Here is a 25,036-nt window from a genome sequence, read left to right on the forward strand (position 1 = left end):
TCACCGGCATGACGGCCTTCCAGCAGGCGCAGCGCGTGCGCGACGCGCTCTTCAGCGCGTTCGTCGCGCGCGGGTTCGCCTCCTTCGGGGCGGGCAGCCGCATCCTGCTCCCTTTCCGGACGGGCAACCCGCATCTCATCGAGATCGGACGCTCGGTGCTCGTCGGCCCGTCGTCCTGGCTCATGGTGCCGCGCGTGGACGAGGGGACTCCGGTGATCCATCTCGGCGACCGCGTGCGGATGAACCAGACCTCGATCACCGCGGTCCGCGAAGTCACGATCGGCGATGCGGTGGATCTCGCGCGCGGGGTCTACATCTCCGATCACATGCACGGCTTCGACGATGTCGGCGTGCCGATCCGCGATCAGCCGCTGGTGAGGGTCGCTCCCGTCCGGATCGGCGCCGGGGCGTGGCTCGGCCAGAACGTCGTCGTCATGCCCGGCGTGACGATCGGCGAGGGCGCGGTCATCGGGGCGAACAGCGTCGTCACACGCGACGTCCCCGCCCACACCGTCGCGGTCGGGGCGCCCGCCCGTGTGCTCCGAGAGGTCAGGGCCGCATCATGACGGATGCCGGAGACCAGGTCGCACGCGACCACGTCTTCACGTTCTCGTACGAGACGTACAACGACGCCGTGCAGCGGGGGATGATGCGCCCGCCGGATCGCATCCTGCAGACGCTCATGACGAATCCGCGCGTCGGGCGCCTGCTCGTGGCGAACCCGTGGCGCTCGCGCCTCGGGCACAGCGTTCGGCGGATCACGGGACGCGACGCGCGGTTTCCCGAGACGTCGTCCCGCCGCCTGGTCCAGCCCGTCCGTCTGTCGCGCGCCGACCCCCTGTCCCCGCGGGGACTGGTCGCGTCCATGCGCGCGTACGACCGCGTGCTGCGCGAGGAGGCGGACCGCCTCGGGCTCGTCGCGCCGTGCGTGCTGACGACGAATCCCCTCGTCGCGGCGTTCGCGCCCTTCGCCTGGGCCTCGACGGTGACCTATTTCGGGCGGGACGACTGGCTGAGCGCCGACGACCGTGCGCGGTACCGGCCGGCGTTCCGCGCGGCCTACCGCCAGATCAGCGAGTCGGAGATCGCGGTGGTCGCGGTGTCGCAGCAGATCGTCGACCGCATCGATCCCCGAGGGCCGGCGCGCGTCATCCCGAACGGAATCGATCCGGCGGAGTGGCTCGGGCCGCGTCCCGAGGCTCCCGCGTGGCTCGCGCGCATCCCCGGGCCGCGCGCCCTCTACGTCGGGACGCTCGACGCGCGCCTGGACGTGGACGGCATCCTCGCGCTGTCCGCCTCGCGACCCGAGCTCAGCATCGTGCTCCTCGGTCCCGTCGGCGACGAGGCCGCCGTCGCGCCGCTGCGCGACCGGCGGAACGTCTGGATCCAGCCGGGCGTCGGGCGCACTGAGCTCGTCGCGGCCCTCCGCAACGCGGATGCCGCCCTGCTCGCCCATCGGCGGACGCCGCTGACGGAGGCGATGAGCCCGTTGAAGGTCTACGAGTACCTCGCCGCGGGGCTGCCGGTCGTCGCCATCGACCTGCCGCCGGTCCGCAGCCTCGGCCCGCGCGTGCTGCTGACGGGCGGCACCGCGGAGATGGGGGAGGCGGTGGATGCCGCCCTCGCGATGGGGGTCGCGTCCGAGGACGAGAGGGTCGAGTGGATCGCGCAGAACAGCTGGTCGGCGCGGCACGCGGCGCTGCTGGATGTGACCACGAGATCGGCTTTGTTTCGCCGAGGTGAAGAGTCGCGCTCGGGTGTATGAAGAGTCGTCTTCGGGATGTCGCGGGGGCGACGCCCCGGCATAGCATTCACGCGGGGAACGGGGGTTCCCCGGTTCATGAGCACCCTGGGGGGCCTGGTGCGCACCATCATCGTTTTCTCAGCACGATCGACGATTCCCGACGTACGGGGGCGGCGATGACCTCGACGCGCACGGACGGGTTCGTCGAGACGATCCCGCGACAGCCGCTGAGCATGATGTGGTACGGACGACTCGTCCGCGGGATCGTCGTGGGCGACATCGCGGCCATCACGGCATCCGTGCTGCTGGCCAGCACCCTCTCCTTCGGCCCGGCGGGGCAGTGGTGGAGCGTCATGGAGGCGTCGACCCTGGCGACGACCGCGCTGCTGTGCGCGGCGTGGCTCGTGGCCCTGTCGGCGACCAAGAGTCGCGCGCAGCGGATCCTCGGGCAGGGCGCCACCGAGTACCAGCGCGTGCTGGCGGCGACCTTCGTCACCTTCGGCAGCGTGGCGATCGCGTACTACCTGCTCGACATCGGCGCGGTGCGTCGCTATGTGGCGGTGGCTCTGCCGACCGGACTGGTGCTCCTCGTCCTGAACCGGCTGCTGTGGCGGCGGGCCCTCACCGAGCTGCGTCGTCGGAGTCGCGCCCTCACCGGGGCGTTGGTCGTCGGTCGCGCCCGCGACGTGGATCGCGCCGTCACCGAGCTTCGTCGTCACGTCCACGCGGGTTACACCGCCGTCGGCATCAGCCTCACCGACGGTCTGGCCGGCGCGGACGACGACGTCGCCCGGCGGCTCGAGTCGCTGCCGACCGTGCCGTACTCCCAGCTCGTGGACGCCGCCCGTACCGCACGGATGCGGGCGATCGTCATCGCGGGCGAGCTGCCCGGGGGGCGCTCCGCCATCCGCGAGCTGGGCTGGGCCATGGAGCGCTCCAGCGCCGAACTCATCCTCCTGTCCCGGCTGACGGACGTCGCCGGCCCGCGCATCCACCTGCGTCCCATCGAGGGTCTGCCGATGGTGCACGTTCAGCTGCCGCGGTTCACGGGAACGGCGTACGCCCTGAAGCGGGCGTTGGACGTCGTGCTCTCCGCTCTCGCGCTCGTGGTCCTGTCTCCGCTTCTCGCCGCCATCGCGCTGCTGGTGCGACGGGACGGGGGCCCGGCCCTGTTCCGTCAGGAGCGGGTCGGGGTGGACGGGACGTCGTTCACGATGCTGAAGTTCCGCTCGATGGTGGTGGATGCCGAGCACCGGCTGACGGCGATCGCCGACGCGGACGAGGGGAACGGCGTCCTGTTCAAGATCCGCGACGACCCGCGCGTGACGGCCGTCGGGCGGGTGCTGCGGCGCTTCTCGCTCGACGAGCTGCCGCAGCTGTGGAACGTGTTCCGCGGCGACATGAGTCTCGTCGGGCCTCGGCCGCCGCTGCCGACGGAGGTCCGCAAGTATCGCGGACACGAGACCCGACGGCTACTGACCAAGCCCGGCATCACCGGCCTCTGGCAGGTGAGCGGGCGATCCGACCTGTCGTGGGAGGACAGCATCCGGCTGGACCTCTATTACGTCGAGAACTGGTCGGTGACCGGCGACATCGTGCTCCTGGGGCGCACGGTGGTGCAGATGTTCAAACCCGAGGGTGCGTACTGACGGGAGGCGGACGCACCGCACACGACACATCAATCGAAAACTGGGGGAAGCCATGGGGATGGCTCTGATGATCTGCTCGGGTGGGGGACACCTGAAGCAGCTGCACACGCTCGCTCCGAGACTCGGAGTGAGACCGGAGGAACAGGTCTGGGTGACCTTCGACAACGGGCTCAGCCGCTCTCTGCTCGCCGATCGGGACGTCCACTTCGGGCCGTTCGTCGCACCGCGGGATCTGGCGGGCCTGAGGCGGTTCCGCGCGCTCTTCCTCGACGTTGCGGCCGAGTACGACTTCGACCGCGTCTTCAGCACGGGGTCGAGCCCCGCGGTGATTGCGCTGCCGCATCTCGCCCGTCGCGGCGTCGAGGCCCACTACATCGAGAGTGCCGCGCGGGCGGCGGGCCCGTCGGTGACCGGACGCATCGTCGCGACGCAGTCGAAGGTCGCGACGTACACGCAGTACCGCGGGTGGGAGTCCAAGCGCTGGCAGTATCGCGGCTCGATCTTCGACGCGTACGAGCCCGGGCCCGCGCGTCCGACGCCGGAGCGGATCAGGAAGGCCGTCGTCACCGTGGGCACGCAGGAGGGCTACGGCTTCGATCGTCTGTACGACGCGCTCGTGCCGCTCCTCGCCGACTGCGACGAGGTGCTCTGGCAGACGGGTACGCAGGATGTGACGCGGTGGGGGATCGAGGGGCGGGCGCGCGTGCCGCACGACGAGCTCGTCGCGGCGGTCCGTGAGGCGGATGTCGTCGTCGCCCACTCCGGGACCGGGTCGGCGATCTCGGCGTTCGAGCAGGGGAAGGCCCCCGTGCTGGTGCCTCGCCTCGCGCGCTTCGGCGAGCACGTCGACGACCACCAGCTGCAGATCGCCGCCGAGTTCGACGGAAGGGGTCTGGCGATCCAGGCGTCACCCGAGGCGCTGACGATGGAGATGCTCCTGGCGGCGGCTGCGCGCACGGTCGAGGTCACCGAAGCCGGCCCCATCGCGCTCCAGGCGCCCAAACGCAGCCGGCGAGCGGGTTCGCCTGCGGCGGGCGTCGCTGCGCGCCCCGCTTAGCCGTCGAAGGTCTGCGCGAGGGTCTCCCAGGCGACCTGGGCGACCCTCGCCTGACCGGATGCCGAGGCGTGGAAGTAGTCGATCGACGAGATGTCCGTCGCCGTGAAATCCAGTGCGTGGATCGCACCGGCGTCGTGGACGCACCGCGCATCCGCCTCGCAGGCCTCGGCGATGGCGGCGTTGTAGCCGCGGACGGTCTCGTCGATGCCCGCGCGGCGGTCCACATCGACGGCTGCGTCGGATGCCGGGTCCGCGAGCAGCGATCGGCAGGACGAGGATGCGTTCCAGCGCGCGGTGGCCTCCGGGTCGTCGCGTCCGAGATCCCACATGCGCATCACGTCGGGGATCGACAGCGCGACGATCTGCGCGTCGGGCAGGCCCGCCCGCACCGTGTCGATGAGGGTCGTGTACTGCGCCCCGAAGTCCGCGACGGGGGTGACCGCGGCGGTGTCGGGGCGACAGACGTCGTTCGCGCCGATGAGGATCAGCACGATCCCCGCCCGCTCCGCGACCGCCTTGTCGGCGAGACGGATCGCATCGGCGACGGTGCCGCCGTTCTTCGCGGCCCACACGTGCGAGCGCGCGGCGCCCTCCCGCTCGGCGAGGCGTGCCGAGACGGACGCCACGGTCGGGTCGTCTCCGAGGGCCCAGGAGGCGGCGGGGCACTCGCCCACGTCGGAGCACGAGTTCACCCCGAGCGCCATCGAGTCGCCGATCACGGCGATCGGCCCGGGGGCCGCTTCGACCGCCGACCCGGTGGGCGCCATCGGCACCGGGTCGGCGGAGCCCGGCGCGCATGCCGTGACCGCCAGGGCGGCCCCGAGCGTCAGCGCGGCACAGAGGGTCCGCACGGCGTGAACTCGGCGGCGTGGGTGCGTCACGAGCGGGCCTTCCGCACGAATGCGAGCATCTCGCGCGCATCCCGTCGGTAGGCGGGGATCAGAAGCGCGAGCATCAGGATGCCGAGTCCGGCGAACCCGCCGGCGAGGAGCTGCACGATCGCGGGCAGGGCGCTCGTCGCCGACACGGCGGCCCACGCGGCCCCGAAGGTCAGCGGGGTGATCAGTGCGGGGCGCACGAGCGGCCGGCAGATGTCGCTCCAGCCGCGGACGAACGTGCCGCTCGTCGCCGCCCAGAATCCGGGCACGAGGAGGGCGAGGGTGGTGAGGCCGTAGAGGAGCGCGAGCCCTTCGATCCCGTTCCACCACACCCCGACGAAGAACATCGCGATGACGAGGGGGCGGGTGATGAGGTAGTAGACGAGCTGCCGGTGCGCGCGTCCGAGGGTGATGTACAGCCACCCCTGAACGTTCCCGATCGCCTGCGCGACCCCCGCGATCGCCAGCAGGGCGAAGGCCGTCGCGGCGAGCTCCCATCCGGGGCCGAGCAGCAGCAGGATCAGCGGCTGCGCGACGGCCGCCGCGATCGCGTAGGTCGGCAGCGACAGGTAGCCGATGATCACGAGCGATCCGCGCACGTAGCGGCGGTAGCGTTCCCCGTCTTCCTGCAGCCGGCTCAGCACCGGCAGCGCGACCCGGCCGATCGGACCGTTCAGCTGCTGCTGGGGGAGCAGGAAGAGCGAGTAGGCGCGCGAGTACTGGCCGAGCGCGGCCGGCCCCAGGTTCGCGCCGATGACGACGTTGTCCATGTTGCGCGCGGCGTAGTTCAGCAGCTGCACCCCGAAGATGCTGCCTCCCGTGCTCAGCAGCGATCGGATGTCGCGCGAGATGCGCGGGAGGCCCCACCGCAGGTCGGTGACCACCCATAGCGCGATCAGGCGATACACCTGGCCGGCGCCGGCGAAGATCACGAGCGACCACACGCCGAAGCCGAGGAACGCGGCGACGATGGAGAGGACCACCCCGACGGCCATCGCGACGATGTCGATGAGGGCGAGCGTGCCGAAGCGCATGTCGCGTTGGGCGGCTGCCTGCATGGGCATCGCGATGGCGTTGATGAGGAGGGTCGGCGCGATCGCGAGGGTGAGGATGACGAGGCGCTGCTCGTCGTAGAGGTCGGCGATGAGCGGCGCGCACAGGGCGGTGACCACCATGAGCCCCGAGCCGAGGAACACCGAGAACCAGAGCAGGCTCGACCACTGGCGGGCGGTGAGGGTGCGTGCCTGGATGATCGCACCGGTCATCCCGAAATCGCGGACGAGGTCGGCAACGCCGACGACAGCCATGATCATCGCGATGAGGCCGAAGTCGCGCGGGTCGAGCAGGCGCGCGAGCACCATCGTCGAGCCCAGCTGCAGGAGCGTCTTCAGCCACAGGCCGCTCGCGGTCACCGCGGCCCCGCGCGAAGCGGTCTGGCTGAGGCTGCGCTCGCCGGTGGCGCGGCTCACGCGGCCACCTCGTCGCGGACGGAGGCATCGCGCGCCCAGGGCACGTGCTGTCCGCGGCGGAGGGCGCGGCGCGCACGCAGCATCGGCACGGCATAGCCGTAGACGTAGATCGGCAGCGCGACCCAGAGCGCGGGACGTCGGGCGACCCGGGAGAGGAGCCGCCCGTAGCGCACCCGGGCGGGAACCGGCGCGGCCCGCTGCGCGACAGCGCCGAGCTCGCGGTTGCCGAGGTCGATGCGGGTGGCCCGTCGAAGGTGCGCCCGCATGGTCGCGGGCGCCCGGACCGTGAACGTCCCCTCGGAGGTCCGCCGCTCGGACGGATCGAACTGCTGCTGAACGAACCGGTCGTCCGCGATCACGTCCGGGAAGCGGTCCCACCGACGGCGACCGGCGGCGTTGACGGCGTAGACGCCCGAGCCGACGTGTCCGTCACGGCGATAGTCGGACAGCTCCCAGACGCGCACGTACTGCCGCATCGCCCACGAGCTGCGGCGGGCGTCCACCTGCAGCGTCGGCGCCGCCGCGCACGGCTCGTCGGCCGCGGCGAGCAGCCGCACGAGCGCGCGGAGAGTCCCGGTGTCGATCCCGATGTCGGCATCGAGGTACAGCCGTGGGAACGCCGTGACGGCGTCGTCCCCCGCGTTGAGCGCGGCGATCTTCGACGCCTCGGCGATCTCGACGACCGTCACTCCCGGCACGGATGCTGCCTGCCGGGCGGTGTCGTCGCGGCATCCGTTGGCCACGACGACGACCTCGAACTCTCCCGGCGCCGCGTCCGCGAGCATGTGTCCGAGACGCGCGGCGATGCCCGCGCCTTCGTCGTGGGCGGGGATGACGATGCTCGCCGTGCTCACGCGAGCAGCCGTTCTCTCGACTCCCGGACGCGGAGCGCCGGCGGGCTCGCGGTGATCAACCACCCGCCGACGGCGAGCAGCATGAAGACGACGAAGAGCGTCTGGTAGAAGCCGAACGCGTCGTAGAAGAACATCGCCGCGCAGAAGCCCGCGAGGCTCACCGTCAGCGCGAAGCCGAGCATCGCGAACTCCAGGTCGTCGCGCGCCACCGTGAAGCTCCACCGCAGCAGCATGATGGCGGGAACGACGAAGAGCGCGGCGAGGCCGATCACGCCGACCACGCCGGTCTCGAGCATCGTGCCGAGCACCTGGTTGTCGAGGATGAAGGCGTTCTGGTCGTCACCGACGACGATGCGGCTGCCGACCCCCGTCCCGAACAGGGGGTTCTCCGCGAACTCGTCCATCGCCGGCCCGAGATCCGCCAGGCGCCCCGCGCCCCGCCATCCCGGCGAGGTCTGCTGCGAGGCGATGAGCGCATCGAGGTCGAGGAACGACAGCAGCATGGTGTTCACGATCCGCGGCACGAACAGCATCCCGGCCAGGAGTGCGGGCAAGGAGAACGCGATCAGCGTGATGCCGAGCCACGGGCGCAGGATCAGGGTGAGCAGCAGCATCACCGCCAGCACGATGATCGCCGTCCGCGAGACCGCCGACAGCACGCCGCCGAGCATGATCAGGATCGCGAGCCCGTAGACCACGCGTCGGTTGATCGGATGCCGCGGCCACGGGCTGTACCGCATCAGATAGATCGCGATCGGGATGAGGATGCAGAGCATCACCGAGAGGGCGATCGGATGCTGCGACGACGCGAAGGAGCGGAATCCCCCCGCTCGGAAGGACTCGCTGTCGGTGGCGATGAGATCGAGCGGCAGGACCTCGTGGAGCCGCAGGAACGGGTTGATCCGGGTGACGCGTTCGATGACAGCGGCGAACGCCACCGCGACCGACGACCACACCAGCGCGTTCAGGAGGCCGAGCACCAGCCGGTGCGTGGAGATCACCTGGCGGGTGACGTAGAACAGCGACAGCAGCAGGGCGTAGTTCAGGAGCGACCCCGCGGCGGTGGAGGCCAGCCCCTCCCGCACCAGGTCGTCGCCGTTGGCGGGGATCGAGATGACGAGGCTCGCCACGAAGATCCCGATCGGCCAGCCGAAGCCGACCGGCTGCCAGGTGCGGCGCGAGTCCACCAGCACGGCACCCAGCACCGCGACGATGAGCACCAGCAGAAGCACGCGGTACGGCTCGAGAGCGAACGGCAGCGGGATCGGCAGCGCATACCGCCGCACGGGGAAGATCATCAGCACGGCGATGAAGAGGCCGAACAGACCCAGCCGGCTGAAGAGGATGCGACGGGCGAGGATGACGACGGCGACGACGAGGAGGAGCCCCCCGGCGACGAGCGGGGGCAGCACCAGGGCTGCTCCCAGGCCCGTCGCCGCAAGGATCACCGCGGCCGTCACCTGACGCCACGCCGGCACGGCGAGATCGTCGGGGGGCGCCGTCCCGGTGCGGGAGGCGCTGTCCACAGACATCGAGTGGATCCGTGTCAGCCGACGGTCGTCGGCTCGCGATCATCGGCGCGTTCGACCGGGTCGGGCTGGAGCGCCGACGACCGTCCGCGCCGCATGCGCGGCGACTCGGTCGGAGACTCGTCGCCCGGCTCGTCCTCGTCGATCGCCGCGGCGTCGCGCGCGGCCCGCTTGCGCTCGCGCGATCCCTTCGCCCCCGCGATGAGGAAGGCGGCGGCGACGAAGAGCAGGAAGATGCCGAGGAAGGTCACCAGGACCGGGATCATCGGGTTGCTGCCCTCCTCCGCCACGGCGCCGGATTCGTCGAGGACGCTCATGACGACCCGCTCGGCCTCGGGGATGCCCGCGGCCTCCTGTTCGGCGGCGACCTGGGTGAGGAAGAGATCGGTCGCCGTGGCGCTGATCTGCTCGGCGCGATCGGGGTCCGTGGAGGCGCCCACCACATCGATGATCGGCAGCACGTAGCGGCCGGGGAACGACTCGTCGCCCCCGGGCTGCGTCGTCCGGCGCAGGGCCGTGAGGTCTTCCGTGTCGGAGAGCTGACCGATCTGATCAGCCACGCCGTCGCGCATCTGCAGGCCGCTGACCATGTACGCGTACAGGATCGCCTTCTGCGTGAGGTCGACGTCGGTGGCGAGCGTCTGCCCCTCCACGACCTCCTGCCCGGGAATGACCGCCTGATACATCGGCTGCGTCTGGCTGGAGACGAGCACGGTGGTCGAGGCGCGATACGCCTGTTCCGATCGCGGGACGACCTGTCCGTCCACGAGCGTGAACCCGGCGAGAAGCCCGCCGAGCGTCGCGATGACGAGTCCGACCAGCAGCAGCCACTTCGACCGCCACAGGATGATGAGATAGCGCGGAGTTTCCAATTTTGTCCCCCTTGGACCGAGTTCGTGCCGCACGACGCCCCAAGCGTCATGCCCCCCTGGCATCGGATCGGTGGCCGCCACCCCTAGATCGGCGTCCACGCCCTACCACCATGAGCGACGAGAACGCCGTCGGAGTTGCGGGCGTGTTAACGGATGACGTCGCCGTGTAAACATTGCGGGGCTTTCGGTGACGGATGCCGATTTCGGCTTGCACACCGCCGACGCGCGTGTCCATAGTCAAGCGTCGGCGGGGGCCGACAGGGGGATCGCTTGCACATTTTGGGGGTGTGGCGTGCGAGTTGTTTTTTCGTTTCCGCATGTCCTGGGGGCACCGGGGATCGGATGGACGGCCTGGAACCAGGTCGAGGGCCTGACGCGCGCCGGGCACGAGGTGCACGTCGTGGCGGCGGGCCTCGCGCGACCAGTCGAGGCGGCGTCGGTGACGCTCACGCTGAGCGTCGCCGGCCGCCGCATCCCGCATCGCGCGGTGGGTCGCGACCGGGCGTTCGTGTGGCACGACCGCCGCGCCGCGCGGCGCGTGCGTGCGCTCCGTCCGGACGTCGTGCATCTGTGGCCGCTCGGCGCGGGCGCCGCGGCGACGGCGGGGCGCGAGGTCGGCGCGGCGGTGATGCGCGAGGCGCCGAACACGCACACCGCTCACGCGTGGAGGGTGGTCGCCGCGGAGGTGGCGCGTCTCGGTCTGGAGGACCGGGTCCGCACCGCGCACACCGCCAACGCGGAGCACCTGCGCATGGAGCAGGCGGAGTGGGATGCCGCGACGGCGATCCTCGCCCCCTCCGAGCCGGTGGCCGACTCCTTCCGCGCCGCGGGCTTCGCCGACGATCGGATCCTGCGTCATCGCTACGGCTATCGCCCGGGGAGCCGGCGCGTCCGCCCGCGCGCGGGTGATCGCCCGCTCCGCGCCGTGTACGTCGGTCTCGGTGAGCCCCGCAAGGGACTCCACCACGCCCTCGCCGCCTGGAAGGCGTCGACCGCGTCGCGCGCGGGCGAGCTGACCGTCGTCGGACGGATGCTGCCCGGCTACGCCGAGCTCCTCCGCGACGACCTCGGGCTTCCGGGCGTGCGGACCGTCGGCTTCTCGGACGACGTGGCGTCGGTGCTCGCCGCGTCGGACGTCCTGCTGCTCCCGACGCTGGAGGAGGGGAGCGCCCTGGTCACCTACGAGGCGCAGGGTGCCGGCTGCATCCCGCTCGTCTCCTCCGCCGCCGGAGCCGACTTCGAGGACGGCGTCCACGGGTTCGTCCACACCCCGGGTGACGTCGATGCCCTGCGGGGCCACCTCGACGTCCTCGATGCCGACCCCGCGCTCCGCACGCGAATGAGCGCCGCGTGCCTGGAGCACGCCCCGGCGCTGACGTGGGAGGTCGCGGCCGCTCGGCTCGGCGAGGCCTACGCCCTCGCCCGCGGCAGCGAGGTGCCGCGGGGGCACGAGGTGGCGGCATGAGCCCGGCACCCGAGGACGTCACGGTGATCGTCTGCTCGCGGGACCGGCCCGAGATGCTCCGCGCCGCGCTGACCTCCGTCCAGGAGGCGTCGCCGCCCGAGGTGGGCGTGCTCGTCGTCGACAGCGGCTCCGAGACCGACGAGACCCGGGACGTCGCGGCGGATGCCGGTGTCGACTACGTGCGCGCCCACCGGGGCCTGTCGATCGCCCGCAACGCCGGCCTCGTCGCCGCGGACAGCCCGATCGTCATCTTCACCGACGACGACTGCCATCCCGCCCCCGGCTGGATCGAAGCGGCGCTCCCGCACTTCGCGGAGGCGCGGGTCGCCACCGTGACCGGCCGCATGCTCGACCACACCGTCGCCGAGGACGCTCCGTACCACCGCCGGTCGCGCTACGAGCGCCCGGTCACGGGGATCGATGCCGGTCACGGCGCGGTCATGGCCTTCCGCAGGGAGGTCGTGCTGCGCATCGGGGGATTCGACGACGCGCTCGGTGCCGGTCAGCCGATGGCGGGCGCGGAGGATCTCGACATCTTCACGCGGATGCTTCTGGCGGGCACGTCCATCGTCCACGAGCCCGACTGCCTCGTTCGGCACACCAATACGCGCGCGGGCGACGCCTACGTCCGGTTGCACGAGGGGTACGGCCGCGGCCTCGGCGCCTACCTCGTGAAGCACCTGCGGACGCATCCGGTGCTCGGCCTGCGCCTCGGGTGGCGATTGAAAGGACGCACCCTCGTCCGGATCGCCCGCGGTCTTCGCCGCCGTCGCTCCGTCGCCCACGACGTCGCCCTCCTTCGGGGCATGGCGGTGGGTGCGAGGACGATGTGGCGCACGCCGATCGTGGGGGAACGCTTCGTCCCGCCGTGGCAGCGCCGCGGCCTCCCGGCCCTCGACGCGTCGGGGCTTCTGATCTCGGAACGGAGCTGACATGGCGCGCTCATCGGTCCCGGTCGATCTCGAGGTGATGCGCATCCTCGACGAGACCCACGCGTGGACCTCGATCAACTACCGCGCAGCGCACACCGGGGGAGCGCTCGTCCTGGATGCGGCGCCGCTTCTCGCCGCCGACGGCGCGCTCGACCGGGAGCGCATCCTCGCGCTCGTCGAGCTCCGCATCGCCGCGGTCCCCGACCTCCGCAAGAAGATGGTGCGCGCGCCGCTCGGTCTCACGGCCCCGGTGTGGGTGCCGGATCCCGACTTCGATGTGCGCCGGCACGTGACGATCCGCGAGGAGGTGGTCGAGCTCTCTTCGCGCACGCTCGCGCACCTCGTCGGTGCCGACGGCGACCCGCTGCCGCAGGACCGCCCGGTGTGGGACGTCACGTTCACGCGACTGACCTCGGGCGAGGTGGCGATGGGCATGCGTCTTCATCACGTCATGGGGGATGCAAAGTGGGCGTTCGAGACGCTCACCCTCTTCGCGTCCGACACCGCCGTCGGCTCGGCGGCGGCCGAGGCGCCCATCGCCCTCGGGCGACCGCCGCGGACGCGCGCGCTGATTCCGTTCCGCGTGGCCGTGGACTGGGTGAGGGAGCAGCCGTCCTTCCGCGCGGGCTGGCACGAGTACTGGCGGAAGCCCTTCGATCGGCGCGTCCGACGGATGCTGGGGCGCAACGTCCGCCCGATCAAGGAGTGGCTGATCCGCCGCCGGGGACTCACCGCCCGGTATCTGCCGCCCGGCCGGGTGAGCTTCGTCGAGATCCCGCTGGACGCGGCGACCGCGGTGGCCTCGGCGCACGGCGGTTCGATCACCGAGCTCCTCGTCGCCGCCGCGATGCGCGCGGTCGATGACGATGACCGCGGGCTGGATGTCGCGCTGCCGGTGTCGCGGCGCGAGAAGGGCGACCGCACGGTGCGCAACCACGTCAGCATGCTGCGCGTCCACGGCGAACCTGGTGTGCCGGTCACGGAGCTCGTCGCCGCGGTGCGCAAGCAGATCCGTCGGTACGTCGCGCGGATCGAATCCGACCCGCAGCCGGTGGGCCGCACGGTCGGCTACGCCACGTACGTCCCCTGGGTCGACGACGAGCGCTTCCTCCTGGGTGCGCCGCTCCGACGGTTCATCGTGATCCCGGCGGTGGACGCGCGCGACGAGCTCAACCTCTTCGCTCTCAGCTACGACGGGAAGCTCTACGTCACCGCGAAGGGACGCGCCGAGCTCGACATCGACGGCGCGCTCGCCCGGGTGCGTGAGGTCCTCGTCGGCGAACTCACCGCGGCGGTGCCCGGATGAAGCGCTACCTCCGCGCCCTCGGATCGATCCTCGACCCGCGCGTCTACCTGCACGCCTTCCGTCTGCTCCACTTCTACGGCTATGCGCACGTCCGCCAGGTCCCGCTGCTCACGCGCGGCAGCCGCGTCACCTTCGCCCCGAACGTGTCCTTCCGCAACGCCGAGCGGATCGAGATCGGTGCCGGCACGCACATCGGCGAGTACTCGACGATCTGGGCCGGGAACGCCACGGGCCGCGTGACGCTCGGGGAGAAGTGCCTCCTCGCGCCGCGGGTGACGCTGACGGCGTCGAACTACGCCACCGTGCGAGGGATCCCCGTGATGGATCAGCCGAAGATCGAGCGCGACATCACGATCGGTCCCGGAGTGTGGCTGGGGGCCGACACCGTCGTCCTCGCCGGCGTCACCGTCGGCGAGGGAGCGATCGTGGCCGCGGGTGCCGTCGTCACGAAGGACGTCCCACCGCACGCGATCGTCGGTGGAGTGCCGGCGAAGGTGCTCGGCTACCGACCGGAGGCTGCGGCATGACCGACACGATCATCGCCGCCGAGGCCATGGGAGCGCCCGCACCGGCCTCCGCACCGGTCACCGCGGCCCGCTCCACGGTCACGATCGACGTCGTCATCGTGAACTTCAACACGCGGGAGCGGACGGCGGAGTGCATCGCATCCGTCCTGGCGCAGGGCATCGCGGGCCTGACGGTCATCGTCGTCGACAACGGCTCGGCGGACGGCAGCGCGGAGGCGTTCATCGAACGCTTCCCGGAGGTCGTCGTCCTCGTCGCCGGTGAGAACACCGGGTTCGCCCGTGCCGTCAATCGCGGTGTCCGCGCCGGCAGCGGTGACTTCGTCCTCCTGCTGAACCCTGATGCGACGGTCTTCCCGGGATCCCTCGAAGCGCTCGCCGCGTTCGCGCGGGCGCACCCCGAGTACGGCGTCTACGGCGGACGCACGGTGCGCGCCGACGGAAGCGTCGACCGCTCTTCGTGCTGGGGTGCGCCGAGCCTGTGGTCGCTGTTCACCTTCGCCACGATGGCCTCGACCGTCTTCCGCACGTCGCGCGTCTGGGATCCCGAGTCGCTCGGCCGGTGGGAGCGCGACTCGGTCCGCGAGGTGCCGATCATCACGGGATGCCTGCTCCTCACTCGGCGGGCCACCTGGGATGCCGTCGGCGGCATGAACGAGCTCTTCTTCCTCTACGGCGAGGATGCCGAGTTCTCGGCGCGTGCGCGACGGGCGGGGTATCGCCCCGTCATCGTCCCCGACGCGGTCATCCAGCACGACGTCGGCGGCTCGACGGCGTCGTCCGGGCGCAAGATGGCGATGGTCCTCGCGGGGAAGGTCACCCTCCTCGACACGACCTGGCGCCCGTGGCGCGCGCGGGTCGGCGTCGCTCTGCTGCAGGCGGGGACCGGCGTCCGCGCGGGACTCGAGCGTCGGACGCGATCCTCCCGCCGCACCTGGCGCGACGCCTGGGCGCTCCGCGCATCCTGGCGTCGCGGCTATCCGGATGCCGAGGTCGCGCTGTTCGACCGCACGCCGCCGGCGCAGGATGCGATCCGGCGTCGCCCGCAGCGGCGACTGGTGGTCGAGGCGGAGCCCGCGTTCCGCACCGCGCACGCCAACCCCTACACCGCGCAGCTCGCGGGTGCACTCGCCGAGCGCGGGGCGCTGGTGCGTGACCTCAGCTACGCGCGCGTGGCCTTCGGCCGCGTGGATGTGATCCACCTGCACTGGCCCGACCTCTCCTTCCTCTCCGGCCGGCGTCGCGTGATCCACGTCGCTCGTCTCACCCTCTTCTACTCGGCGCTCGCGGCCGCCCGACGGCGCGGAGCCATCCTCGTGTGGACGGTCCACAACGTCGAGGCGCACGAGGAGCGGTCCAGCGCCCGCCTGCGTGATCGCGCCCACCGACTCCTGCTCGAGAACCTCGACGGCATCCTCGCCCTCTCCCCGAGCGGGATCGAGGCGGCCGTCTCCGCGTATCCGGCGCTCGAAGCCGTGCCGGCGGCCGTCACCCGTCACGGCGACTACCGCGATGCGTACGACTTCGGGATCTCCCGCGCCCGGGCGCGCGAACGCCTCGAACTGCCCACGGCGGGGCCCGTGCTGCTCTTCGTCGGCCAGATCCGCGCCTACAAGAACGTGCGGCACCTCGTCGAGACGTTCCGCCGCCTCCCGGACGATGCCACGCTCGTGATCGCGGGTCACGCTCCCGCGGATCTCGCTGACGAGATCCGCGCCGCGGCCGAGGGCGACGCCCGGATCGTTCTCCACCTCGGCTTTGTGGCCGACGACGATCTCCCCGCCTACCTCGCGGCGTGCGACCTCGTCGTCCTGCCCTACCGCCGCGTGCAGAACTCCGGGTCGGCGATCCTCGCCCTCTCCGCCGGTCGCCCCGTCCTCGTGCCCGATCTCGGCGCGATGCAGGATCTGCGGGCTGATGTCGGTGACGGCTGGGTCGATCTCTTCGACGGGGAGCTCACCGCGGAGCGTCTACGGGAGGCGCTCGACCGCGCTGCGAGACGAGACGCGACCGCACGGCCGAACCTGGCGGACTTCGCCTGGCCGGCAATCGCGGCCCAGACCGAACAGGCCTACCGGGCGTTCCGGCGCCATCGCGACACCACACCATCCGCACGACGAGGGGAACGTCGACCATGATCCGCACACGCCGCGCTACGGCGCTCGCGACCACCGCAGCGGTGATCGCGCTGATCATCGCACCACTGGGGGCCGCGCCCGCGGCGGGATCGTCGACGCAGGTCGTCGGCGGTGTCATCGGGGGAGTGGAAGCGCCGCAGGGCCCTCTCGCCGTCGGCGCGGGCGCGGGCCAGCCCTGGACGGGGCCGGCGGTCGCCGTCATCGACTCGGGGGTGAGCCAGCACCCCGACTACAACCTCGTCGAGGGGGTGAACTGCCTCCCGAGCGGGACCGCGGACGACGGGAACGGTCACGGCACCGCGGTCGCCGGTTACATGGCCGCCTACGACAACGACACCGGCATCGTCGGTGTCGCACCCGGGGCGCCCATCTATTCGGTGCGGTCGCTCGACGCCAAGAACAGCGGCACGATCGCGTCGCTCGTCTGCGGGCTCGATTGGGTGCTCGCCAATGCCGCGTCCCGCAACATCAAGGTCGTCAACATGAGCCTCGGCACCCGCGGCGTCGACGACGGCCAGTGCGGACGGTCCAGCGGCGACCTGCTGCACCAGGCCGTCTGCCGGGTGACGGCGGCGGGCATCCTCGTCGTCAGTGTGGCCGGCAACTCCGGCGTCGACATGGCCACGACCGTGCCCGGGGCCTACGACGAGGTGCTCACGGCCACCAACATGGCCGACTATGACGGACGCCCCGGGGGTCTCGGAACGGCACCGTGCTCCGTGTCGACCCTCGACGATCGGCCATCGCTGAACTCGAACTTCGCCGTGTCGACGGCGGATGCCGCGCACATCCTCGCGGCTCCCGGAATGTGCCCGTACACGACCACGAAGGGCAATCGCTACGGGTTCATCCAGTCGGGCACGAGCATGTCGGCTGCCGCCGTCAGCGGTGTCGCCCTCACCTGCCTTCTTCCCGGCGGCGCGTGCGTGGGCAAAACGCCCGCGCAGATGATCAGCATCCTGCGCGCACAGGCCGAGGCGGCGGCGCAGCGCGGACATGTGTTCCAGGGCGACCCCCGGACGAACCCCACTCCGGGTCGTACGTACGGCTACCTCGCGTCCGTGGTCCCGGTTGGCGGCACCCCGTCGCCCACGCCCACGCCCACCCCGACTCCCACGCCCACCCCAACCCCGACTCCCACGCCTACCCCGACCCCGACCCCGACCCCGACGCCGACGCCGACGCCGACTCCCACTCCGACGCCTGACGTGACAGCGCCCGCCGTCACGATCGTCTCGCCGCAGAACGGGGCGACGGTCAGTGGCACGGTGACGGTCGCGGCCACCGCGACGGATGCCGTCGGCGTCACCGGTGTCTCGTTCTGGTCCGGCTCGACGCGACTGGCGACGGCGACCCGGCAGTCGAACGGTCAGTGGACGGCGACGCTCTCGTCCCGGTCGTACCGCAACGGGGTGTATCCGCTGACGGCGCGGGCGACGGATGCCGCCGGCAATGTCGGCGTCAGCACCGTCGTCTCGATCACGATCGCGAACTGAGGCGGATCTCATGTCGTCCGTGTCGGCGGCTCCGCCCGACCGCATCGTCGGGCTGGACGGACTGAGAGGCGTCGCTGCGCTCGTGGTGGTGATCCTGCACTCGCTGCTGCTGTCGAGCGCGTTCGTCGACCCGTTCGTCGATCCTCGTCCGACGGATGCCGATCCCCTCATGTGGTGGCTGACGTATTCGCCGCTTCACCTCGCGTGGGAGGGCACGGTCGCCGTCTACGTCTTCTTCGTCCTGAGCGGCTTCGTCCTGTGTCTTCCCGCCCGGAAGCGGGGAGTGCAGTGGCGTGCGTACTATCCGAGTCGGCTGGTGCGCCTGTACCTGCCGGTCTGGGCCTCCGTCGTGCTCGCGATCGCCTGGATCCTGTTCACGCCGCGGCTGGCGGAGGGCAGTGCGTTCGTGCAGATCCACCAGGACCCCATCCCGATCGCCGTGCTGAGGGACCTGATCCTGGTCGTTCCGGCTCAGCCCGGTTGGACGAACACTGTCCTGTGGTCGCTGAAGTGGGAGGTCCTCTTCTCACTCCTCCTGCCGCTCTATCTGCTGTTCGCCCTACGGTTGCGGAAGTTCCTGCCGCTGAAGATCGCTCTCCTTCTGATCGTCATGACGGTCGGTGCGTACGAGGGGCCGATCGAGCGGCCGTACGCGATGTCGGCGCTGTTCCAGATGCCGATCTTCGCGCTCGGATGCCTCCTCGCGATGGAGTGGGAGCGGGTGATCGCGTGGCGGGATCGGCTGCGCAATGCGCGCCTGACGTTCGTCATCGTCGGAGTCGTCGCCGCGGCGTGCATGATGAGCTACTGGACGGTCTTCGTTCTCCCGGTCGAGTCGGCGGTGATCGAGGCGCTGGCGCCGATGACGCGTGTACTGCAAGTCGTCGGCGCGCTGCTCGCGGTGCTTCTCGTGATCGCTTCGCCCGGGCTCGGGGCGGCGCTGAGCGTCACGCCGCTGCGGTGGCTCGGCACGCGGTCGTTCAGTCTCTATCTGGTGCACGAGCCGATGATCGTTGCGCTCGGTCGGGTGATCGGCGAACCGCCTGTTGCCGGCTCGGTGCTCTTCATCACGATTCCCGTCGCGTTGCTCATGGCGGAGGTCTTCTTTCGCGTCGTCGAGCGTCCCAGTTATCTTCTGGCGCGTCGCATCGGTCGCACCATCTCGGCTCGCACCAGGCCCGCTGCGCGCCCCGATCCCGCTCCGTCGCCCGTCCCCGACTAGCGAGCAAGACCCACGCGCTTCGGACCCTTCCCCCGCGCGCCGTCCCTTCCCCGTGGCGCCGCGCACCTCACGATCGGCGCCACCCACCGGTGGTCGAGTAGCCCGCGGAGCGGGCGTACCGAGACCCGTGCGCGACCGACACGTTCCCGCGCGGCACCGCCGAACGCACGCCGAATACCCCTCGTCGAGGGCAAGGGGTCGCGGAGCGACCCCGCGGCAGCCACCTCAGGAACGCGTGGCGCCGAAATCCGAGGACCAGGCGCGGCCGGGCTCAGAACGGCGGGCTCGCCGGTTCCGAAGGAGGTTCGGGCTCGAGCCCCGGACCAGGATCGGGATCCGAATCCGGATCGGGGAGGAACATCACTCGCGGTGGCGGGTCTTCGATGTAGACCTTCCCCGACGGTGCGGTGAATCTCAGCCGTCCGCCGGAGAGCTGTTCGACGGTCCATCCCGCCGCATGTCTGGTCACATGGTGTCGGGTGCAGCAGGGGCCGAGGTTGTCGCCGTCGGTCTTGCCGCCGTTGGCGTACTCGTGGTGGTGGTCGATCTCGGATCGCATCGCCGGTCGCCGGCATCCCGGGAACGCGCACCGCACGTACCGGGCCGTCAGGAACCTCTTCAACCCCGCGGTCGGCGTATACCGATCCGTCGTCAACACCTCGGCGGTGACGGGGTGAAGGAACACCCGGTCGAACCCGGGAGCGTTGCCGGTGAGGATCCGCACCGTCGCGGGGTCGATCGCGCACTTCCCGTTCAGCTCCGCCCCACCCGACGTCGTCCCCGCCAGGGTGGTCGCCGGGATGCTGACCTGCACCGTCGCGCGAATGGCTGCGAGTCCACCGCCGGTGGGGTCGATCGTCGGTGCGGCCGTGAGGAGCATGTCCATCACCAGATCCGCGCGGATCTGATCCAGGGTGCGGTCGTCGAACCACGGCTCTTCGACGTCCTCACCGCGCGCCCGCCGCTCGGCGTACTCCCGCCGGGTCCGCAGGTCGGCGGCCTTGATCTCCCGCGCCTCCCGCGTCACCCGGTCGAACGCCCCGTGGACATAGGTGGACGGCGCGATCGTTGCCAGCATCGACATCCCGTCGGCGAGGTCTTCGACGAACACCCGCTGCTTGCACGCCGCGACCTCGTGCCGCTCCTGCACCGTCCGCGGGTTCAGTTTGTCCGCGACCTGCTGCGCGTACGGACGCAACCGGCCCGTCGCGGTCTTCACCGCATAATCCAGCACGTCTTTCTCATACGCCGCGCGCGCGTCCGAGTCCGGCAGGTCCGCCCCGAACTCCACGATCACCTTCGTGTGCGCCTGGGACACCTTCCCGGCACGCCACGCCTCGAACGTCGGGGCGTACTCCGTCACCAACCGGTGGCACTCGAACAACCGACTCTGCACCGTGCTGTCATTCACCCGGGTCGCCGCACCGATCTCCGCCGCCATCGCCCGCAACGGCATCTCCCGCGCCTTCACCGTCGCCGACCCCAGCAGGGCGGTCTGTTCCTGCGTGAACGCGTACGCTTCCGCCATCGCCGCGGCCTCACGCGCCTGCCCCTCCGCCACCAACCGCCGCGACTCGAGAATCTCGTCCACAAAAGCCGCCGTCTTCCGCGCCACCGCATCACGACCATCGCACTCGTCCACCGGCTCTGCAGTCTCGTCCACCGGCTCCGCAGTCTCGTCCATGGCTTCCCATCTCGATCAGTTCCAGGTGATCACAGACTAGAACGTACCTCCGACATTGGCATCTAACACGGCGCACCCACTATCGAACATGACGTGAGCCACCCCCTGCCGTCGATAGGCTTCCCCGATGACCGCCGATGTCGACACGATCGCCCGCAACGCGCTGCAGTGGGCCGAGGAGCATCTCGGCTCCACGGACTACACGACCCGCTGCCTCGCTTTCGTCGAAGACGCCGTCGAGCGCGCGAACAACATCGAGATCTTCGGGGGCGACTACGCCTCCGAGTCGGCGCGGCTGTACGGGGCGGCCGGCAGCTCCGACCCGCCACCGCTCGGTGCATTCGTCTTCTTCCGCAGCGTCGGTGTGATCCAGGGGGTTCGGCGAGACTGGGGCCACGTCGGGCTCAGCATGGGCGACGGCCGGATCATCCACGCGTGGGACAGAGTGCGCATCGACGACCTTTCGTCGCTGCCGGCGCTCACGCCCGCCGCGGGTTGGGACGCGCTCTCCGCCACCGGGTGGACGCCTCTCTCTCGAGTTCTCGACGGCAGCCGGCCCGCGAGCTGGGCGACGGATGCCGCAGCCGCCGCCGTCGAACAGCAGCGCCACGTGCTCGCGGGCCATCGAGAGGCGGCGACGTCGGGACCGACCGAGATGATCGACCCATGACCCACTCCGGCCTTGTCGAACCACGCTCCCGCACCCTCGCCTGGCAGGGCACGGACGACCCGGCCCGCGTGGACCGCGCCGCCGTGCGCTTCGATGACGAAGGCATGACCGCGTTCGGCTCCTCGACCACGACCGCGTACGCCCTGTCGTGGAACCTCGACGCCGCTGACGGGTGGCTCACCCGCACGATCGACGTCGCAGTCCACGGCGAAGGATGGCGGCGATTCCTCCACCTCGAGCGCTCCGCCGAGGGGGAGTGGACGTCCCACGCCGAATCCCACGGCGACACCGACCTGCTGCCGCCCGGCATCGCCCCCGACATCGATCTCCGCGGCGCGCTCGACTGCGATCTCGGCCTCTGCCCGGTGACGAACACAATGCCCATCCGCCGGCTTCACCTGCTCGACGGCCCCACCGATACGACCGCTCACGCTCCGCTCGTGATGGCCTGGATCGAGGTCCCCTCGCTCCGGGTTCTCCGCAGCGAGCAGCATTACGGCGCCGTCGACGCGACGACCGTGTCCTTCCGCAGCGGCGACTTCTCCGCCCACATCACGACGGATGCCGATGGCTTCGTCGTCGACTACCCCGACCTCGCTCGCAGACTCCGTCAGCCCTGATCCGCCCCCACGCCTCCCGCGCCTCTCGTCCGCGAAATCCGTCGGTAGTCGCGTCACCGCGATCTTCGATCTCCCGGTGACGCGAGCCTCACTGCCTAATGTGTCCTTATGGAGCAGTGGCAGATCGTGCAGATGTCTTTCGGTGCCGTCTGGGCAGCCTTGTCGACTCTCCTCGTGCTTCGCGCTCAGTGGTTCGCGCGACGTGCGTACCGGTCTTGGTACTGGGGTGGAAGGCCCGTGGACGAGGTGACGAAGCAGATGCGGGTGATGGGCTGGGCCGGCATCATTCTTGGGGTGGTCTACGGGCTGCTCTCGCTTCTCGGCGTCGAAATCCCATCCCGTCCGTGACGTCGACTAGCTCGGCCGTCACGGCGCCCCTCCCTCAGCCCTGCCGCCCCACGCCCCACCGGAATGTGACACTTTCGGACGATGCCCTCGCGCGATCCCGCTTCCTACGCTGAACCCATGACCGCGACCACCCCCGCGCCCGCAATTACCCCCGCGCCCCCGACCACCCCCACCCCTGCCGCCACGCCCGCGAAGTCGTCCGCACCCACCCGCGCCCGCCGGATCTGGCTCGAGGTCGCTGTTGTCGCCTCTGTGTTCCTCGCCGGCCTCGGGCTCTTCGTCGTCAACTTCGGTCTCAGCGTCGACTCCGGCGCCGATGACACCACCCTGCGTTTCGCGGGCCTCTTCTTCCTCGACCTCCTCCTCGGCCTCCTCGCCGTGGGGCTCGTCACCCTCCGCCGCCTCGCGCCGCTCACCATCGCGATCCTCCTCGCGGTCATCGCCGCCGCGTCCTCGTTCGCGGTGCCCGCCGCCCTGCTCGCGCTCGTGTCGCTCGCCACCCATCGCAAGACCCGCGACATCGCCATCGCGATCGCGGTCTGGCTCGTGTCCGGAGCCGCCGCCGCCCTCCTCGGCATCGACCTCGTCGGCCTCCCGCTCACCCCCGTCGACCTCGCGCTGACGCTCGTGATCGTCGCGCTCCTTCTCTCCGTCGCGGTCGCCATCGGCGTCTCGATCGGATCCCGCCGCGCCCTCGTCGCCTCCCTCCGCGCGCAGGCCGCGCTGGTCGAGGAGGAGCAGCGCCTCCGCGAGGACGCCGCGCGCGACCACGAGCGCGCCCGCATCGCCCGCGAGATGCACGATTCCCTCGCGCATCGTCTCTCCCTGACCGCCATGCACGCGAGCGCGCTGCGGTACCGCGACGACCTGCAGCCCGCCGAGCGGGACGCGGTCGTCGAGACCGTTCACGACAATGCCCGTGCCTCCCTCAGCGAGCTCCGCGACATCCTCGCCGTCGTCCGCGCCCCAGAAAGCCGCGACCCCGGACCGCACACGGAACACACCGCACCCGATCGCCCGCAGCCGACCCTCGACGACCTCGACGACCTGATCGCGACCGCCACCGCCGCCACCCCCGTCGAAACTCGCGTCACCGTCGACACCCGGACGCTGCATCCCACGACCAGCCGCCACGCGTATCGCATCGTGCAGGAGTGCCTCACCAACGCCCGCCGTCACGCCCCGGGTGCGCCGGTCACCCTCACCGTCGCGGGCACGGTCGGCGAGAGCCTCGCGATCACCGTCACCAACCCCACCAACCCCACCGACCCCACGATCCCGACCACCGCCCCCACCACCCCCGGCTTCGGCCTGATCGGCATCGAGGAGCGCGTCCGGGCCGTCCACGGCACCCTCGACCTCACCACCGGCCCCGACGAGTTCCGCGTGGAGGTGACCCTCCCGTGGTCGATCACCGCATGACGGATGCCGTCACCGTCGTCCTCGTCGACGACGACCCGCAGGTGCGTTCGGCGCTCCGTCTCGTCCTCGGGACGGACGCCGGCATCACCGTCGTCGGCGAGGCGGCGGACGGGCTCGAGGCCGAGGCGGTCATCGCCCGTCACCGCCCCGACGTCGTCCTCATGGACATCCGGATGCCGCGCTGCGACGGCCTCACCGCGACCGCCCGCGAGATCGCGCGGAATCCGGCGCAGGCCATCATCGTGCTGACGACCTTCGACGCCGACGAGGACGTCGTCCGCGCCCTCCGCGCCGGTGCTCGCGGCTTCCTCCTGAAGGACGCCCCGCCGTCGGAGCTCGTCGCCGCGATCCGCGCCGCGGCGGAGGGCCGCCCCGTCCTTGCGCCGGGGGTGCTCGACACCGTGATGCGGCTTGCCGCCGATCACACCCGCCTTCCCGACGCCGCCGACCAGCAGGCGCTCGCCTCGCTCACGCCGCGCGAGCTCGAGATCGCTCAGGCCGTCGCGCGCGGGGCGTCGAACGCCGAGATCTCCGCCGAGCTGTTCCTCTCCATCCCCACCGTGAAGACCCACGTGAGCCGCGTGCTCGGCAAGCTGGGCGTCGAGAGCCGCACCCAGGCCGCAGCCCTCCTCCTCCGCGCCGGTCGGGGCTAGGGTTCCGACAAGGGTGAGCAGAGGAGTGACGGATGACGATCGCTGAGATCACGGTCGTGCCGGTGCCGACGGATCGCCGAGCCGCGTACGTCGAGTTCTCGCGCAGGATGGCGGCCATCTACCGCGACCACGGCGCCCTCAGCGTGACCGACTACTGGCAGTCGAGTGCGTCCGCCGATCAGGCCGACTTTCACGCCGACGGCACCTCCTACGAGGAGGGCGAGCTCCGAAGCGTCGCCGACGTCGTCGGAGCGGCCGCATCCGAATCCGTCGTCGTCTCGGTCACCGTGTGGCCGTCGCGAGAGGTGCGGGATCGAGGGACGGCGGCCGCGACGCAAGACCCACGGGTCCTCGCCACGATGGACGAAGACGCGGTCTTCGACGGTGCGCGCGTGACCGGCGACGTGTTCGATATCGCGCTGACCGTCCCCGGCGCCGACTGAGCCTCCCGCCCGCCCGCGTAGCTCCGCTTCGCCCGAAGCGCAACCGGCCGCATGCCCCACG

General features: G+C 71.1%; 23 protein-coding genes. 17 read left to right on the forward strand and 6 right to left on the reverse strand.

What is annotated here, in order from left to right; genetic code table 11:
• The first annotated feature begins 8 nt into the window (after positions 1–8).
• From ABXJ56_RS09220 to ABXJ56_RS09235, 4 genes are all read left to right on the forward strand, one after another.
• A complete protein-coding gene (locus tag ABXJ56_RS09220) occupies positions 9–566 on the forward strand; it encodes an acyltransferase (protein WP_353999370.1) in 558 nt (185 codons plus the stop codon).
• Positions 563–1,765, forward strand: coding sequence for a glycosyltransferase (locus ABXJ56_RS09225; RefSeq protein WP_353999371.1), 1,203 nt, complete (start codon positions 563–565; stop codon positions 1,763–1,765). The genes ABXJ56_RS09220 and ABXJ56_RS09225 overlap by 4 nt, the downstream gene beginning before the upstream one ends.
• A gap of 155 nt (positions 1,766–1,920) precedes the next feature.
• Complete coding sequence (locus ABXJ56_RS09230; protein ID WP_353999372.1) at positions 1,921–3,393, forward strand: sugar transferase; 1,473 nt, start codon at positions 1,921–1,923, stop codon at positions 3,391–3,393.
• A 58-nt stretch (positions 3,394–3,451) separates the two neighbouring features.
• Complete coding sequence (locus ABXJ56_RS09235; RefSeq protein ID WP_353999373.1) at positions 3,452–4,450, forward strand: glycosyltransferase; 999 nt, start codon at positions 3,452–3,454, stop codon at positions 4,448–4,450.
• Here the strand turns inward: ABXJ56_RS09235 and ABXJ56_RS09240 are convergent.
• The 5 genes from ABXJ56_RS09240 to ABXJ56_RS09260 are packed head-to-tail and all read right to left on the reverse strand — an operon-like array spanning position 4,447 to position 10,052.
• The gene (locus ABXJ56_RS09240; RefSeq protein ID WP_353999374.1) at positions 4,447–5,301 is read right to left on the reverse strand and encodes an SGNH/GDSL hydrolase family protein; all 855 of its coding nucleotides are present in this window, start codon (positions 5,299–5,301) and stop codon (positions 4,447–4,449) included. The two genes, ABXJ56_RS09235 and ABXJ56_RS09240, sit on opposite strands and share 4 nt — an antisense overlap.
• Positions 5,302–5,327: 26 nt before the next feature.
• Positions 5,328–6,797, reverse strand: coding sequence for a lipopolysaccharide biosynthesis protein (locus ABXJ56_RS09245; protein WP_353999375.1), 1,470 nt, complete (start codon positions 6,795–6,797; stop codon positions 5,328–5,330).
• A complete protein-coding gene (locus ABXJ56_RS09250) occupies positions 6,794–7,651 on the reverse strand; it encodes a glycosyltransferase (protein WP_353999376.1) in 858 nt (285 codons plus the stop codon). Before ABXJ56_RS09250 ends, ABXJ56_RS09245 begins: the two co-directional genes overlap by 4 nt.
• On the reverse strand, positions 7,648–9,183 hold the full coding sequence (locus tag ABXJ56_RS09255; protein WP_353999377.1) for an O-antigen ligase family protein: 1,536 nt from the start codon (positions 9,181–9,183) through the stop codon (positions 7,648–7,650). The genes ABXJ56_RS09250 and ABXJ56_RS09255 overlap by 4 nt, the downstream gene beginning before the upstream one ends.
• A gap of 14 nt (positions 9,184–9,197) precedes the next feature.
• The gene (locus ABXJ56_RS09260) at positions 9,198–10,052 is read right to left on the reverse strand and encodes a hypothetical protein (protein WP_353999378.1); all 855 of its coding nucleotides are present in this window, start codon (positions 10,050–10,052) and stop codon (positions 9,198–9,200) included.
• Between the two features lie 292 nt (positions 10,053–10,344).
• On the opposite strand from ABXJ56_RS09260, the gene ABXJ56_RS09265 reads away from it, so the two are divergent.
• Genes ABXJ56_RS09265 through ABXJ56_RS09295 form a run of 7 tightly spaced genes read left to right on the forward strand, consistent with a single transcriptional unit; the run spans position 10,345 to position 19,135 of the window.
• Entirely contained in the window at positions 10,345–11,517 is a 1,173-nt protein-coding gene (locus tag ABXJ56_RS09265; RefSeq protein ID WP_353999379.1) for a glycosyltransferase family 4 protein, read from the forward strand.
• Positions 11,514–12,449, forward strand: coding sequence for a glycosyltransferase family 2 protein (locus tag ABXJ56_RS09270; RefSeq protein WP_353999380.1), 936 nt, complete (start codon positions 11,514–11,516; stop codon positions 12,447–12,449). Before ABXJ56_RS09265 ends, ABXJ56_RS09270 begins: the two co-directional genes overlap by 4 nt.
• Position 12,450: 1 nt before the next feature.
• The gene (locus tag ABXJ56_RS09275) at positions 12,451–13,755 is read left to right on the forward strand and encodes a wax ester/triacylglycerol synthase domain-containing protein (protein ID WP_353999381.1); all 1,305 of its coding nucleotides are present in this window, start codon (positions 12,451–12,453) and stop codon (positions 13,753–13,755) included.
• Positions 13,752–14,282, forward strand: coding sequence for an acyltransferase (locus ABXJ56_RS09280; protein ID WP_353999382.1), 531 nt, complete (start codon positions 13,752–13,754; stop codon positions 14,280–14,282). Before ABXJ56_RS09275 ends, ABXJ56_RS09280 begins: the two co-directional genes overlap by 4 nt.
• Positions 14,279–16,417, forward strand: a complete 2,139-nt coding sequence (locus ABXJ56_RS09285; RefSeq protein ID WP_353999383.1) for a glycosyltransferase — start codon at positions 14,279–14,281, stop codon at positions 16,415–16,417. Before ABXJ56_RS09280 ends, ABXJ56_RS09285 begins: the two co-directional genes overlap by 4 nt.
• Positions 16,414–17,913: a S8 family serine peptidase gene (locus ABXJ56_RS09290; protein WP_353999384.1), complete on the forward strand. Its 1,500-nt coding sequence runs from the start codon at positions 16,414–16,416 to the stop codon at positions 17,911–17,913. Before ABXJ56_RS09285 ends, ABXJ56_RS09290 begins: the two co-directional genes overlap by 4 nt.
• 10 nt (positions 17,914–17,923) lie before the next feature.
• Positions 17,924–19,135, forward strand: a complete 1,212-nt coding sequence (locus tag ABXJ56_RS09295) for an acyltransferase family protein (protein WP_353999385.1) — start codon at positions 17,924–17,926, stop codon at positions 19,133–19,135.
• 271 nt (positions 19,136–19,406) lie between these two features.
• Here the strand turns inward: ABXJ56_RS09295 and ABXJ56_RS09300 are convergent, their stop codons facing one another.
• Positions 19,407–20,819, reverse strand: a complete 1,413-nt coding sequence (locus ABXJ56_RS09300; RefSeq protein WP_353999386.1) for an HNH endonuclease signature motif containing protein — start codon at positions 20,817–20,819, stop codon at positions 19,407–19,409.
• Between the two features lie 127 nt (positions 20,820–20,946).
• On the opposite strand from ABXJ56_RS09300, the gene ABXJ56_RS09305 reads away from it, so the two are divergent.
• From ABXJ56_RS09305 to ABXJ56_RS09330, 6 genes are all read left to right on the forward strand, one after another.
• Complete coding sequence (locus ABXJ56_RS09305; protein WP_353999387.1) at positions 20,947–21,489, forward strand: NlpC/P60 family protein; 543 nt, start codon at positions 20,947–20,949, stop codon at positions 21,487–21,489.
• The gene (locus ABXJ56_RS09310; RefSeq protein WP_353999388.1) at positions 21,486–22,109 is read left to right on the forward strand and encodes a putative glycolipid-binding domain-containing protein; all 624 of its coding nucleotides are present in this window, start codon (positions 21,486–21,488) and stop codon (positions 22,107–22,109) included. Before ABXJ56_RS09305 ends, ABXJ56_RS09310 begins: the two co-directional genes overlap by 4 nt.
• Before the next feature lie 108 nt (positions 22,110–22,217).
• Complete coding sequence (locus ABXJ56_RS09315; protein WP_353999389.1) at positions 22,218–22,457, forward strand: hypothetical protein; 240 nt, start codon at positions 22,218–22,220, stop codon at positions 22,455–22,457.
• Between the two features lie 117 nt (positions 22,458–22,574).
• Positions 22,575–23,879, forward strand: a complete 1,305-nt coding sequence (locus ABXJ56_RS09320; protein WP_353999390.1) for a sensor histidine kinase — start codon at positions 22,575–22,577, stop codon at positions 23,877–23,879.
• A complete protein-coding gene (locus ABXJ56_RS09325) occupies positions 23,876–24,532 on the forward strand; it encodes a response regulator transcription factor (protein WP_353999391.1) in 657 nt (218 codons plus the stop codon). The genes ABXJ56_RS09320 and ABXJ56_RS09325 overlap by 4 nt, the downstream gene beginning before the upstream one ends.
• A 32-nt stretch (positions 24,533–24,564) precedes the next feature.
• Positions 24,565–24,975 (forward strand): DUF1428 family protein, encoded by a 411-nt coding sequence (locus tag ABXJ56_RS09330; protein WP_353999392.1) that lies wholly within the window; start codon positions 24,565–24,567, stop codon positions 24,973–24,975.
• The last annotated feature ends 61 nt before the right edge of the window (positions 24,976–25,036 follow it).

The organism is Microbacterium aurantiacum (genome assembly GCF_040532595.1).
Classification (GTDB): Bacteria; Actinomycetota; Actinomycetes; order Actinomycetales; family Microbacteriaceae; genus Microbacterium; species Microbacterium chocolatum_B.